Below are 13,956 nucleotides of genomic sequence, written 5' to 3' on the forward strand. Positions count from 1 at the left end.
AACCAAGGCGCTGCTGGAGGGGCTGGGCCTGATCGACCGGTCCCAGGTGATCTCACTGACCGCGGCAGCGCTCAGCGTGGTGGATGTGCCCCTGCACGGGGGCCCGCTCTCCAGCTCGCTGCCGGCCGGCGGCACCCAGATTGAGGGCGGCCCGCAGGCGGAGGCGGAGATCATCCGCAGCATGAGCGATGGCCAGATCCGCGCCTGGGCCAAACTGCGGATGTACAACCTCTCACCCGAGGTCCTCGCCGCCCTCTGAGCTCGCCTCCCTCGGAACCGCGTGGATCCGGAGGCAGGCGACCGGGAGGCCGCTCCGCGGTCCCAAGTGCGTGACCCGTCCAGCACCAACGGATCCTGAACGCCCCACCAGGAAACGAGCCCTACACTGTCCTCGGCCGTGCCGAAGCCCCGCGCCGAGACGTAGAGGAGAGTGGTCAATGGGCGTGCGCCGTCGTCGTGCTTTCTCCACCCTGACAGCTGCCGGCCTGACCGCAGCACTGCTCGCCCCCTCGGCGGCTCCCGCGCACGCCTACTCCTCACCGGCAGAGGTGCCCAACCCCTTTCAGGACTACTCCGCCCAGGACTACGCCGACGCGCTGTGGAACCTGGAGACCACCACCTATGTGCGCACCTACGAACGCGAAAGCCACGAGGACTGCGATACCAAGACCTACGAGGTCTCCCACCCGCTGGGGCTGGAGCCCACACGCACCTACGCGCACGTGGTCAGCGAGGACGGCACCTGGTGCCACGGTTCAGAAGGTGACGAGCTGCGCGAGGCCTTCGACGAGCGCGAAGACGAGGACGAACACTTCTACCACGGCGTCCCGTATGAGAACACCGCCCAGCGCGAGCCCTACTTCGGCACCTGGGCCGATGTGACCGGCAACGGGGTGACCTCCCGCACCGAGATCCATGCCCGGGACACCGGAAGCTCGACCTTCAGCGTCTCCGGGACCTATTACGACCACTACAACGGTGAGCACGTCAACATCGCCACCACCGAGACCCACGGCGAACACATGATCCCGGTGGGCCACACCTGGCCGGAGATGCAGGAGCGCAGCCGGGAGGACCGCGTGGCCTACTACAACGACCCGATGAACCTCACCAGCACAATGGGGCCGACCAACCGGGAGAAGTCCGGCCACCCGCCCTCGGAATGGATGCCGGAGAATGAGGAGTCCTGGTGCGCCTACGCGATGACCTGGACGCATATCGCCAATAAGCACCGCATCTCCCTCTACGGCTCCGATATCGACCATTTGCGTGAGCAGCTCTACAGCTGCCTGGAGGAGGAGCTGGGCGACGACGGCACACTGGACCCAGATCAGCGCAGCGATGACCTTGACTGGCAGTCCCTTCCGCCGCAGAGCGACCCGGACTCCACCGAGGACGTCGCCGGGGTGGGACCGCGGACCGAGACCAGCGGCCGTGATCTTCTGGACGCCATCTGGAACCTGGAGCGGACAGTGCGGACCCGCAGCGTGGAGCGGGAATCCGGGGAGGACTGCGACCTGCAGACCTACACCACCACCGACCCACAGGGCGGACCCACCCTGACCTATGCCCGCGCCATCTCCCCGGAGAACACGGTCTGCTCCGGGAAGGAGGGGCGCGAGCTGCGCGAAGAGCTGGAGGAGAAGGCCGAGGAGGACGAGCACTTCTTCCACATTCGCCCCATGGACGGCAATGCGCGCGGAGTCTTCGGGTACTGGCAGGTGCGCGGGAAGCAGGAGCTCAATACCCGCAACCGGGTGCTGAAGCGGGACCTGAACGACGTCGAGCTCAACTCCGCCGGCACTGCAGTGCTCTCCGGGACGTTCTACGACCCCTACACCAGTGAGCAGGAGCAGCTGCAGGGCGCCTCAGCCGCCGTCGACCACATACTTCCCGAAGAGCACGCCTGGATTGAGATCCAGACCCGCGACGCCGACCAGCGCCGGGCCTACTACAACGACCGAAGGAACCTGCTGGCCACTACTGAGGAATCCCAGCAGGAGAAGGGCTCCCAGGCGCCGCGGGACTGGATGCCCCCGCATGAGGGCTTCCACTGCCGCTACGCCGCCGCGTGGGTGCACACCGCCGCCCGGCACAGCATCTCCCTGTACTCCTCCGATGTGCGCCAGCTGCGCGAGACGCTCTACCGCTGCCTGGTGGAGCAGACCGACGGCGAGGCCGTCCAGGAGACTCGGCGGGCAGGATTCGACTGGCCCAGCCTGCCGCCCTACTGAGGCCCGGCAGGCACCGGCGCGCAGAGGCCGGCGCGCCAGGGGCCGGCTCAGCGGCGTTCGCGGTGCCGCGCAGCCCGGTCCGTGATGCCGCTCAGCCGCGTTCGCGGCCCGGCGAGGGAGGGAAGCGGCTCTCCGGCTCGCTGCTGAGCGCTCGCAGGCGTGCAGTGCTGGGCACCGGGTTGTGCCTGCCGGGGGTCTCCGGCTGGGCGCGCTGCTCGTCCTGACGCTTGTATTCGATCGCCTCAAACAGCAGGTCGCGGCGGATCTGGCTGGTGGAGGTCCCTTCGGTGCGCGGCAGGTAGATCACTTCGCAGTGCTCACGCAGGTACTCGAACCGTGGGGAGCCCTCCCAGTCGGAGCCCATCACCACTACGTCGATCTCATGCTCGGCCACATCCAGCCGCTTCTGCTCCCAGGAGGTCTCCGGGATCACCAGGTCCACATAGCGGATGGACTCCAGCATCATCTTCCGCACCGGATACGGGTGGTAGCTGGGCTGCTTGCCGGGCTTGGCCTCGTTGAACTCGTCGGTGCTCAGCCCCACCACTAGGTAGTCGCCCAGTGCCTTGGCGCGCTTGAGCAGCCGGATATGTCCCCAGTGCAGCAGGTCGAAGGTGCCGTAGGTGAGGATCCGTTTCATCAGGTGGGTCGGCGGTCCTATGCGGAGCGACGCAGCTGCGTCAGCTGGCTGGTCACAGGCGGTGGCTCATGCTCGGAGCCGGTGGTCAGCGTCACGGCTTCGGCCAGCAGATCGCGTCGGATCTGGCTGGTGGAGACGCCGTCGGTCCGCGGCAGGTAGACCACCTCGCAGTAGTCGCGCAGGTACTCGAACCGCGGGGAGCCTTCCCAATCGGAGCCCATCACCACAGTGTCCACGTGGTAGCGGTTGATATCGGCCAGCTTCTGGTCCCAGCTGGCCTCCGGTATCACCAGATCCACGTAGCGGACCGCCTCGAGCATGTCGCAGCGGGTCTCGTGATCGTGATACGGGCGGCGATTGCCCTTGCCGAACTGAACGAACTCATCGGTGCTGGCCGCGACGATCAGATAGTCGCCCAGCGCCTTGGCCCGCTTCAGGAGACGGATATGTCCCCAGTGCAGCAGGTCAAAGGTTCCGTATGTCAGGACCCTCTTCATCGGTCGTGCAGCCTTCCCCTTCAGGCGGGAGAGTATCGCTTGTCGTTCCGGATGCGGTCATTCACTGTTTTCGCATGATAACAATGCAAAGAGAAGAGCATGTTTCAAGCTCAGGTTCAGGCTGGCCGGACCGGTTCTCGCCAGGTGTCAGCACCTTAGCTTACTCTGGAATGCGTGTCTGAGACTCACTTTGCCGAAGAACACACTGCGGAACGTCCCCGCCGCGGCCGCCGTGTGGCCCTGATTGTGCTCTCCTCTGCGGTGGTGCTGATGCTGGTGGGCGTCACCGCAGCGGTGCTGTACCTGAACTCCCTGCGCGGGACCTACCAGGAGGCGGTCAATGTCATCCCGGAGGCTGAGACCTTCCCGGAGGAGGCGGAGCGTCCCGAACGGCCCACCCGCACCACCGAGGACGGCGAGGAGGCGGAGGACGAGCAGCTGAACATTCTGCTCATCGGCTCCGACTCCGGAGGCGGATCCGGTGAGTTCGAGAATGTGCCCTGGCTGCCCAACGCCGGGCGCGCTGACACCATCATGTGGATGCACATCCCGCATGAGCGGGATTCGGTGCAGCTGATGTCCATCATGCGCGACACCTGGGTGCCGATCCCCGGACATGGGGAGGCGAAGATCAATGCCTCGTTGAGCCTGGGCGGATCGGCCGCCACTGTGGCCACCCTGGAGCAGCTCACCGGTGTGCGGATCGACCACGTGGCCGCCGTGGACATGATCGGGTTCCAGAACCTGGTCGGAGCTATGGGCGGGGTGACCGTAGATGTGCCGGTGCCGTTCACCTCCCGGGATGGCTACAGCTTCCACGGCGGACCGCAGCACCTGAACCCCCGCGAGTCCATGAGCTTTGTACGTGAGCGCCGCGCCTTTGACGGCGGCGATTATCAGAGGGTTGCCAATCAGCAGGCCTTCATGCGCGGGGTGCTCAGCAGCGTGCTGACGCCTTCCACCCTGGGCAACCCGGCCACTGTGCACAATATGGTCTCCAGCTTCGCCCCGCATATGGCGGTGGACTCCCAGCTGGCAGACGCGGACTATGTGGCTGAGCTCGGCTGGTCCATGCGAGATGTGCGTGGCAGCGACATCGACATGTTCACCATCAATAATCTGGGGCTGGGCTCGGCAGGGTCGCAGTCCATCGTGGTGCCTGACTACGATGCCTTCGCCGCCGCCGGGCAAGCCATGCGCGAAGGCACTTTCGAGGAGTACGCCGCCCAGCACTGACCTGCCGCTGCGGTGCTGAGCCGCCGGCTGCGGCGTCCAGCTGAGATTCGGCATGCGTCCGAGGCTCAACATATGCTGGACAATCATGACCGAGAATGACGACGCAGCGGAGCTGGAGGCTCTGGCCGCCAACCCGCGCACCGACTGGGACGTACTGCACTGGATCGCAGAGAACCATCCGGAGCTGCGCCCCACTATCGCGGCGAATCCCGGCACCTATCAGGAGCTGGTCGACGCACTGGGCCAGCTGGGGGATCCTGCCATTGATGCGGCCATCGCCATGCGCCACCGCGGCCGCGACGTCTCCTCGGCTGCTGCCGCCACCAATCCGCTGGCCGGCATGTATGACACCTATACCCAGGGCATCCCCGCCTACCAGGACGAGGGCTACGAGGACTACTACCAGGAGTCCGAGCCCGGCTACAGCGACCAGGACTACAGCGTTCAGGACGATGCCGCCCAGCACGACGCCGCCCAGGACTACGCGGCCCAGGACTACGCGGCCGACGAGTACGCGGCCCAGCCGCCCCACTACGGGCCCGACGAGTACGGGATCTCGGAGGACGAGGCCCCGGCTCACGATGCCCAGGCCCACGCTTCCCCGGCCCACGCGGCCGGTCCCTCCGCGGACCACGGCCCGGAGGACCCAACTCCCACTGACGAACATCAAGCAACGCATGCACGGCCGGAGGACGCCACTCCGGCCAGCGAGCATGAGGCAGCCGAACCGGAGCCGCAGGACGAGCCCGACCCCGCGGTGCTCAGCCCCGCCGCCGACCCGGCAGTCTACGGCGAGCCCGCCGACGCCGCCCCGGCCAGCAGCGACGGCGAAGACGCATACCCAGAGAGCGAACCCTACGGAACGCCCGAAGGCACAGCCCCCGCCGGGGCCGCCGCGGCGGCCCGGCCCGAAGAGGACGAGCAGAAGGAGCAGCAGCGGGCATCTCTGCTGCTGGTGGGCGCGGCCATCGCCGCAGTGGTCGGCATCGGCCTGGTCATGGTCCTGCTGATCTCGCTGCTCGGCGGAGAGGACGAGACCCCGCCGGTGGCCGAACCCACCACCAGCCCCACCCAGGAGCCGACAGAGCAGGAGACCGAACCTGCTCAGGAGGAACCCACCGAGGAAGAAGAGCCGGCCGAAGAGGACAGCGTGGACGAGGAGGCGCTGGCCGAAGCACGGGCCGCCGTCGCCGAGCTGCCTGATGCCACCACCTGCGAAACCTCAGAAGATGCCGGCACGGTGGCCGAGTTCATCGCCGCCGGGGCCGCGGCCGAGGATTTCCCCGGCGGTGACGACGCCGACCTGCTGGAGGAGACCTTCAGCTCCCTGCAGTCCGAATGCTCAGCCACCCACGCCGCGGGCGTTTTCGAGGCCGCGCGCAGCGGTGACCAGGCGCCGGAGAACGGCGCTGAGGCGCTGACCGCAGTGGGCACCGACTGGGTCAACCGGTATATGCCCGCCGGGGATGCGGAGCAGATGAGCAGCTTCGAGATCCATGACGGCAATATCCAGTGCGAGTTCGACGACGGGCTGCGCTGCACGGTCTACGACCACAACTACGCCGCGCCGGAGGGCTGCGAGGACGGCACCACCTACCGCATGCAGGTCGACGGCGGCGGCGCGGAGGTCGACTGCGACAACCCGGTGGAAGAGGCCGACCGGGAGGCTTTGGCTGAAGAGAGCAGCGCCACTGATGGCTTCCTGGTCTGCCTGAACACCTCCAACCGGATCAGCTGCTACAACAGCGTCGACGGCAGCGGATTCGAGCTCTCCGAGACCGGCCACTACTCGCTGAACTACTGAGCTGGGCCAGAAGGAAGCTGGCTGGGAAGCTGCAGTGCTTCAACAATCCGGTCTGCGCACTGCGTGGGGCTCTCCGGCAGCGAGCCGTCGTCGTTGGTGACGAAGTTCAGATGCTTGGAGCGGAAATCCCGGTAGTCCGGGGTGCCGATGCTCAGGGCGGTCTCCACCGCCTCGGTGGCTGAGCTGACAATCGGGCCGGGCACCTCGGCCTCATAGTCCACCGCCAGGCCCCGGGCCTCGATGTACTCGTCCATGTCATAGGGCCAGAACACCAGCGGAATATCGCGCAGGGCGGCCTCATAGGTCACCGCTGAGTAGTCGGTGATCACCACATCGGCCACCGCCAGCCAGTCCAGCACGCCGAAGTCAGTGCCGATGATGGTGCGGCCGCCCTCGGGCAGGGGAGACTTGTCGATCGGGTGCGGCAGCAGCACCAGCGTGCTGCTCTCATCAGAGAACGCCGCAGCCACCTGGGTGTAGGGAATCTGCTTGCCGCGCCGGAAGGTCGGGATGTATAGCACTGTGCGCCCGCCGGCCTCACGAGCCTGAGCCAGCTGCGGATACCGCCGCAGCACCTTCGCCCGCCGGGCCGCCATCTTCTCTTCGTCCAGCAGGTAGTCGATCCGCGGCATACCCAGCGGCCACACCTTCTCCGCCGGAATGCCGAAGGCCGCGGTGTAGATCGAGGCCGGCACCTCACCGGATGCGCAGACGAAGGTGTAGTTCTGGTGCATCCGCATAGTTGCCGCCACCCGCGGATGCGGGCCCTCCCGGGTGCCGGAGGCCAGATGGCCGAACTTCTTGATCGCCCCCAGGGCATGCCAGATCTGGCCGATGCGCAGATCCTGGCGGTGGTTGAGGATGCTCACCGGAATGATGTAGCCGTCCACCAGGCAGCCGGCGCAGGTGGCCAGGTGGAACATCTCCCGGAACGCCTTGGGGATATAGGAGGGGGAGAGCTTCTTGTGCTTGATCACCACGATCCGGTGATCAGGATGCCGACGGCGGATCGCATCCTTCAGCAGCGCGAAGTCCACACTGATCTGACGCGGCTCCCGGGTGATGAGCACCACCTTGCGCTGGGCCGGCAGCAGCTTCATCACTGCATAGATCGCCCGGGCCCCTCCGATGAGGAAGCCCAGTGCGTGAGGAACGAATCGTCGATTCAGGTGCCCCAGATCCTTCCCTCACTCAGGCACGCAGAAAGCCGAGTCATCCCCCTGCGCGCGTTGCCGCGTTACCAAGGACACCCTAACTCACCCTGAGCGCGAAACCAGGACCGGCGCCGCGCCGTCGCCGTGGACGCCATCGAGTACCGTGGAAAGCTATGCGTGTCACCATCACCCCAGAGACCGAAGGAGTGCTCAACGCCGACGCCGGCTCCACCGTCCGGCGCACAGTGCTTCCCTGCGGAGTCCGCGTGCTCACCGAGCAGATGCCCGGAGTCCGCTCAGCCGCCATCGGGTACTGGATCGCCGTCGGATCCCGCCACGAGGCCGACCACCAGTACGGCTCCACCCACTTCTTGGAGCACCTGCTGTTCAAAGGCACCCAGCGGCGCTCCGCCATGGACATCGCCGCAGCCTTCGACGCCGTCGGCGGGGAGTCCAATGCCATGACCGGCAAGGAATCCACCTGCTACTACGCCCGGGTGTTGGACACAGACCTGCCGATGGCGGTGGACGTGCTCACCGATATGGTCACCTCAGCCGTCATCGACCCCGAAGAGATGGAGGTCGAACGCGGGGTGATCCTGGAGGAGCTCGCCATGGCTGAGGATGACCCCACTGACGTGGTGCAGGAGCGCTTCGCCGCGCAGGTGCTGGACGGGCACCCGCTGGGCCGACCCATCGGTGGCACGCCGGAGGCGATCCGCGCGGCAGACCGCGACGACGTCTGGGACCACTATCAGCGCTGGTACCGCCCGGAGGAGCTGGTGATCACCGCTGCCGGAGGGCTCGACCATGACCAGCTGTGCCAGCTGGTCACCGAGGCGCTGGAGGCCTCCAGCTGGGACATCTCCAGCCCTGCATCGCCGGCTCAGGTGCACACCCGGCAGGCGGCCGATATTCCGGTGCGGGCCGGCACCGAGCGGATCAGCAAGCCGGTGGAGCAGGCCCAGGTGATCATCGGCGGCCGGGGATTCCGCGCCGGAGACGAGGACCGGTTCGCCCTCAGCCTGCTGCACTCGATCCTCGGCGGGGGAATGAGCTCCCGGCTGTTCCAGGAGATCCGCGAACGCCGCGGCCTGGCCTACTCCACCTTCTCCTTCTCCGCATCCTTCACCGACGCCGGCTACTACGGGCTCTACGCCGGGTGTCTGCCGCAGAAGGTGGAGGAGGTCACCGCCGTGATGCAGGGCGAGCTGGAGCGGGTGGCCTCCGAGCCGGTCAGCGCTGAGGAGCTGGAGCGTGCCAAAGGCCAGATGCGCGGCGGCACCGTGCTGGGGATGGAGGAGACCTCATCCCGAATGAGCCGGCTGGGCCGGGCCGAGCTGGTGCGCGGAGAGTTTGTGGACATCTCCGACACGCTGCGTCAGGTGGAGCAGGTCAGCGCCGAGGACATTCAGCGGGTGGCCGCCCGGCTGGCCGGGAGCGAACGCGCCGTGACTGTCGTCGCGCCCTGATACCTGCCGGGGCGGGTCTGCCCGCTGGGACTGCCCGGCCGGGCGCCCGCCGGCCCGTTGGGCGGTGAACCTGCCCGCTGGGAGTGCCCGTTGGGCGGTGGACCTGCCCGGCGGGACTGCCCGTACCCGCGCCCGGGGCGTAATGTGGACCCTATGGCACAGGCATCTGAGGTCCAGCCCGAGTACGACCCCGAGGCGCGAGTGATCGCGCCGGTGATCGTCTCCACGCGGGCGGCCACCGGGCAGCGAGAGGACCTCTCGGCCCCCGTGATCGCCGAATTCGCCGAGACCATCGGGTTCGTCTGCCGACCGCCGGTGATCATTCCCGACGGCGAGGGCGTGCTGGCTGCGCTGTCCGAACTGCTGGTGCAGGTGGCCCCGGCGGTGATCATCACCTCCGGCGGGACAGGCCTGACCTCCGACGACCTGACCCCGGAATACACCAAGCCGCTGTTGGACAAGGAGATGCCCGGAGTGGTGGAGGCCGTGCGCACCCACGCGCGGGCCACCAATCCGCTGGCCGCGCTGAACCGCGGAGTGGCCGGCGTCACCGAAGGCACCGTGATCATCAACCTTCCGGGATCGCCCCACGCGGTGCGGCAGGGGATGGAGGTCATCACCGGGCTGCTGCCGGCACTGTGCGACCAGGTGGCCGATATCCGGGCCGCAGACCAGTGGGGATCGCCCGGAGAGCAGGCTTAGGCGCGGAACATACCTGGGTGCAGAGCAGATTAGGCGCCCAGCGGATCCAGCAGCTGCCACTGCCAGTCGCCCACCAGCCAGCCCAGTCCCAGCAGCGCGGCCACGGCCGCAGCGCACAGCGCCAGCACCCAGACCGGCACCTGGGGAGGCAGCTCCGGGGCCAGCGGCTCAGGGACCTCCAGCCCGGCCTCCAGCAGCGTGTGACCGGTCTCCGGCTTCTCGAAGTAAGTGACGTGCTCCATCCACCACGGCCGCCCCGCGTGCCGGGGGACATAGCGCACCGCCACCGCCTCCGGCCGGTGAGCCGGCCCACGGACCGCGGCACTGCCGTAGGAGACCGGATCCAGGATGGATTGCACATACCAGCTCAGCCCGCCGGGCAGCTGCCCCATATCCCGCGGGGGCCGGCTGATCAGCCGAGTCATCAGGACACCGGCCACGAAGTAGACCGCCAGCGCGAGCACCGCAGCGCCCAACCTGCCGGCCGGCTGCATCCCCGGCCACAGCGGGGAGGCGGGGCTGAGCATCACGTGCACCAGCAGCGGCCAGCCCAGCAGATACGGCCAGAACACCAGCGGCAGATACCGGGTGCGGGCCAGCGCACGGACCGTATTGAGCTGGTTCTCCCCTGAGCCGACCCACACAAAGCGGAAGCCGCCGTCGTCGGGGTGGTGGCGGGTCAGCCGCAGACCAGCGCGGCGGGTGAGCTCCGCGCCCTGGGAATGGCCCACCAGCACCACCGTGTCTGCGAGGCTGCGGGCAGTGCGGGCCAGCGAGGTCAGATGCGGCAGCACGCTGTGATCCAGCTCGTCGGACCGGTAGAGCCAGGCATCGCCGATGAAATCCACCACCACCGTCTGGGCCCGGCTCCGCAGGGCCGGGATCGCCGCCGTCAGCCCCAGCAGCACCGGCAGCAGCAGCACGGAGGCTGCGGCCAAGAGGGCGAAGAGCGCCGCCGGCAGCAGCGCGGTGAGCAGGCCGCGGGAGGACCGGCCCCGGGAGAAGACCCGGTCCCGGAACCACAGGGAGGCGGTGTTCAGCAGAGTCAGCGGGGCGATGCGCAGAGTCCACAGCAGCACCGTCCAGAAGCGGGGGCGGCGCACGCGGCGGGTCCACCATCCATCGTAGAACTCGGCGATGAACGGCTCGCGCTGCGGGAGATTGATCTGCGCGCGGTGCACCAGTTCGGCGGGGGCGTCCGGCTCGGCGGGAAGCGGCTCTGCGCTGCCACCCAGCTCCTCGGCCGCGGTGGTTATGCAGGCGGCCACGTCTTCGGCCAGCGCGCCGGAGTCATGAACCCCGATGCCGTGGACACAGAGATAGGCCGCCGTCCTCACACGTCAACCCTATGCGAGGGGTCGGACCACAGTCAGGGGCGACCCCTGCGGCGCCCTGGGGCCGCAACGCCACGAGCGGCGTCGCTCTCGCCGCCCCGGGGCCGCAACACCACATGCGACGTTGGGCCAGGGTCAGCGGCGGCGCTCTCGGCACCCGGTCCCCAACCTCGCTGCGAGGGATCGGCGCTGGCGCTAGGACTCTGTGCCGGCGGCCCGGTGCATGTCGATGGCCTTCTTCATGGTCTGCCGGGCGCGGGCGCGGTCGCCGGCGACGTCGTAGGCATAGGCGAGCCGGTACCAGCTGCGCCAGTCCTCCGGTGCGGCCTCGGCCTCAGCCTTGTACCGGGCGAACTGCTCATCCGCCTGCTCGCGGTTGGGACGCCCGGCCGGGGAGCGCTCCACCGTGTCCTCCGGCAGTCCGCCCTCCTGCTCCAGGATACGGCCGAGTCGCTCAGTGCGGATTCCGAAACTGATGGCGTGGTACATGAACCACGCGCCCAGGCACACCAGCAGCAGCGTCCCGGCTCCCAGCGCCCGGGCGACGCCGTCGTCGACCCGCAGGAACCGCACGGCCGAGACCAGCGCGCCGGTCATCACGATCGCCACCAGCACGATCATCACCCAGGTCCAGATCTTGCTGCTCACCGCGCCTCCTCCGCGTCAGCCGCCCAAAAGCGCGCCCTCACCCCATCGAGTGGCCGATTCACTGCACCAAATCGGCAAAAATCCTCCGATAGCGGTAGTAGATCCGCCAATCGATGGGGAGGGGGAGTGATCTGGGGATGCCGGAGTGCGTTCACAGGCCCAGGTCCAGGTAGCCGTCCAGCCCGTGGGTCAGCCCCGGACGGGAAGCGACAGTGCGCAGCCCCAGCAGCACACCGGGCATGAAGCTGGCGCGGTCGAAGGAATCGTGGCGGATGGTGAGCTGCTCGCCGGCCGAACCGAGCAGCACCTCCTGGTGGGCTACCAGGCCGCGCAGCCGCACCGAATGCACGTGGATCCCGTCCACCTCCGCGCCGCGGGCGCCCTCCAGCTGGGTCTCGGTGGCATCGGGGGAGGGGGCAACCCCAGCCTCACGGCGGGCGGCACCCATCAGCTCGGCGGTGCGCACCGCTGTGCCGGAGGGGGCATCCACCTTCTTCGGATGGTGCAGCTCCACGATCTCGGCGGATTCGAAGTACTGCGCGGCCTTGGCCGCGAAAGCGGTGGCCAGCACGGAGCCCAGGGCGAAGTTCGGCGCGATCAGCACCCCGACCTCGGGGTGCAGGTGCAGGCTCTCCTCCAGGCGCTGCAGGCGCTCGCCGTCCCACCCGGTGGTGCCCACCACAGCGTGGAGGCCGTGCTCCACGGCGAAGGCCACGTTGCCCTCGGTGGCATCCGGGACTGTCAGGTCCACCACGTGGGTGGCGCCAGCCTCGATGAGGCGCTCCAACGAGTCCTCGCGGCCCAGTGCGGCCACCAGCTGCATATCCTCGGCATTCTCCACCGCTTGGACGGCCTCCGAGCCCATCCGGCCCGAGGCGCCCAGCACGGCCACACGGATCTGATCAGTCATGGGGCAAGCCTATCGGCCGCTGAGGTCGCAGACCGGTCACACAGAGTTGAACGGTCAAAGTGCAGCGTCCTACGGCCGCGGGCCGGCCACCGCAGTGCCGGCCGCATACGTCACCGCCTCCAGAGGACCACGACGGCGCAGCAGCACCTTCACCAGCCCCAGCAGTAGCGCGGCCGCGGCCAGGACGACCGCCATCGTCTCCGGGCTCAGCGCGCGGAAGGCCTCCGGGGCTGGCCACGGCGTCCCGTCCTCGCGGGTGCCGCGCCAGAACGCCAACACCACCAGATGTCCCACGTACAGGCTCAGCGGCATCGACCCGGCCCCGGCCAGCGGCGCGATCAGCCACCGCAGCCAGCCCGCGGCCAGCAGACAGAGACCCACCACCGCGGCCGCCGCCCCGATGGTGTGCACCAGATCCACCGTCGAACCCTGATGCGGGGTGCCCATCAGGAACCAGCCCGGCTCGGTGACCAGCGGCAGATAGTGGGTCCCGGTCAGCAGCTCCCCGCGGATCTGGGTGTCCGGCCATCCGGAGATCTCGCTCATCCGCGCATGCACAGCCGAGTGCTCCAGCCACAGCCGCCCGGCAGCCCAGGTGGCCGCCGCCGTCGTGCCCCCTGTAGCCAGCAGCACCACGGCGGTGTGGGTGCGGCGCAGATTCAACCGGCCGATCGCCATCCCGGCGAACAGATACGCCGGCCACAGCAGCAGCGGATAGTAGCCGGTGATCGCCAGGTCCAAACCCAGCAGCCACGGGTCGGCCAGGTCGCCGAAGGCCGGGGAGCTCCACAGCCGTTCGGCCGGGTCCATGGTGCCGGCGCCGGGCTCGCCGGGGCGCAGCGCATTCTGCAGGTACCAGTAGACCGGCGGAGCGGCAGCCGTCCAGAGCGCCGCCAGGGCGGCCAGCGACCGGAAGCCCAGTCGCAGGAACGGCAGCGCCAGCAGGAACAGCACCCCGTAGTGCACCAGGATGATCGCCACCCCGGTCGGCAGCTCCGCCACCGCGAAGCCGGCAGCGGCAATGATCAGCGCCCGCACCGCGATCACCTTCCGGTCCCAACTGACCCGGGCGGCCGGGCGGTCGGGGTCGGTGCCGCCGGTCAGCAGGGCCAGTCCGACGCCGGCCAGCACCGCGAACAGGGCGGCCGAGCGGCCTGCGAACACCTCGCCCGACCAGGTCGCCTGCCCGGTGAGCGGATCCACATTCGGGATCACATGAACAGTCATCATGCCCAGCAGGGCGATGCCCCGGGCGGCGTCGACCCCCCAGAGGCGGCCGCCGCGCACAGCGGACCGGGACGAAGTATGGGTGCGGGAACTCACAA

The 13,956-nt window shown here is 68.5% G+C and carries 11 protein-coding genes and 2 pseudogenes; 6 read left to right on the forward strand and 7 right to left on the reverse strand.

Going from position 1 to position 13,956, the window contains the following annotated elements:
* On the forward strand, window positions 1-259 hold a 259-nt coding region (locus tag Q1K09_RS05655; protein ID WP_300343913.1), incomplete at its 5' end, for a hypothetical protein.
* A 178-nt stretch (window positions 260-437) separates the two neighbouring features.
* Window positions 438-2,234: a DUF1524 domain-containing protein gene (locus Q1K09_RS05660; protein ID WP_300343914.1), complete on the forward strand. Its 1,797-nt coding sequence runs from the start codon at window positions 438-440 to the stop codon at window positions 2,232-2,234.
* A 241-nt stretch (window positions 2,235-2,475) separates the two neighbouring features.
* On the opposite strand, the pseudogene tagD (Q1K09_RS05665) reads toward Q1K09_RS05660, so the two are convergent.
* Together tagD (Q1K09_RS05665) and tagD (Q1K09_RS05670) are read right to left on the reverse strand one after the other, a co-directional pair.
* A pseudogene (gene tagD, locus Q1K09_RS05665) lies at window positions 2,476-2,874 on the reverse strand (glycerol-3-phosphate cytidylyltransferase); the annotation flags it as partial.
* A gap of 98 nt (window positions 2,875-2,972) precedes the next feature.
* A pseudogene (gene tagD / locus Q1K09_RS05670) lies at window positions 2,973-3,371 on the reverse strand (glycerol-3-phosphate cytidylyltransferase); the annotation flags it as partial.
* Between the two features lie 174 nt (window positions 3,372-3,545).
* On the opposite strand from tagD (Q1K09_RS05670), the gene Q1K09_RS05675 reads away from it, so the two are divergent.
* Complete coding sequence (locus Q1K09_RS05675) at window positions 3,546-4,607, forward strand: LCP family protein (RefSeq protein WP_300343915.1); 1,062 nt, start codon at window positions 3,546-3,548, stop codon at window positions 4,605-4,607.
* Window positions 4,608-4,692: 85 nt separating this feature from the next.
* Window positions 4,693-6,411: a hypothetical protein gene (locus Q1K09_RS05680; protein WP_300343916.1), complete on the forward strand. Its 1,719-nt coding sequence runs from the start codon at window positions 4,693-4,695 to the stop codon at window positions 6,409-6,411.
* On the opposite strand, the gene Q1K09_RS05685 is transcribed toward Q1K09_RS05680, so the two are convergent.
* Entirely contained in the window at window positions 6,405-7,511 is a 1,107-nt protein-coding gene (locus tag Q1K09_RS05685; RefSeq protein ID WP_300343917.1) for a CDP-glycerol glycerophosphotransferase family protein, read from the reverse strand. The genes Q1K09_RS05680 and Q1K09_RS05685 overlap by 7 nt on opposite strands.
* A 227-nt stretch (window positions 7,512-7,738) precedes the next feature.
* Here Q1K09_RS05685 and Q1K09_RS05690 point away from each other — a divergent pair, with 227 nt between their 5' ends.
* Together Q1K09_RS05690 and Q1K09_RS05695 are read left to right on the forward strand one after the other, a co-directional pair.
* A complete protein-coding gene (locus tag Q1K09_RS05690) occupies window positions 7,739-9,037 on the forward strand; it encodes a pitrilysin family protein (protein ID WP_300343918.1) in 1,299 nt (432 codons plus the stop codon).
* A gap of 153 nt (window positions 9,038-9,190) precedes the next feature.
* Entirely contained in the window at window positions 9,191-9,739 is a 549-nt protein-coding gene (locus tag Q1K09_RS05695; RefSeq protein ID WP_300343919.1) for a MogA/MoaB family molybdenum cofactor biosynthesis protein, read from the forward strand.
* Between the two features lie 29 nt (window positions 9,740-9,768).
* Here Q1K09_RS05695 and Q1K09_RS05700 read toward each other — a convergent pair whose 3' ends face one another.
* The 4 genes from Q1K09_RS05700 to Q1K09_RS05715 all read right to left on the reverse strand — a co-directional run bounded on the left by Q1K09_RS05700 (window position 9,769) and on the right by Q1K09_RS05715 (window position 13,954).
* Entirely contained in the window at window positions 9,769-11,076 is a 1,308-nt protein-coding gene (locus tag Q1K09_RS05700) for a hypothetical protein (RefSeq protein ID WP_300343920.1), read from the reverse strand.
* A 192-nt stretch (window positions 11,077-11,268) separates the two neighbouring features.
* Window positions 11,269-11,721: a hypothetical protein gene (locus Q1K09_RS05705; RefSeq protein ID WP_300343921.1), complete on the reverse strand. Its 453-nt coding sequence runs from the start codon at window positions 11,719-11,721 to the stop codon at window positions 11,269-11,271.
* Between the two features lie 151 nt (window positions 11,722-11,872).
* The gene (gene dapB / locus Q1K09_RS05710; protein ID WP_300343923.1) at window positions 11,873-12,631 is read right to left on the reverse strand and encodes a 4-hydroxy-tetrahydrodipicolinate reductase; all 759 of its coding nucleotides are present in this window, start codon (window positions 12,629-12,631) and stop codon (window positions 11,873-11,875) included.
* A gap of 69 nt (window positions 12,632-12,700) precedes the next feature.
* On the reverse strand, window positions 12,701-13,954 hold the full coding sequence (locus tag Q1K09_RS05715; protein WP_300343924.1) for a heparan-alpha-glucosaminide N-acetyltransferase domain-containing protein: 1,254 nt from the start codon (window positions 13,952-13,954) through the stop codon (window positions 12,701-12,703).
* Between the last annotated feature and the right edge of the window lie 2 nt (window positions 13,955-13,956).

Origin of the sequence: Nesterenkonia sp., from assembly GCF_029265375.1 — a bacterium.
Classification (GTDB): domain Bacteria; phylum Actinomycetota; class Actinomycetes; order Actinomycetales; family Micrococcaceae; genus Nesterenkonia.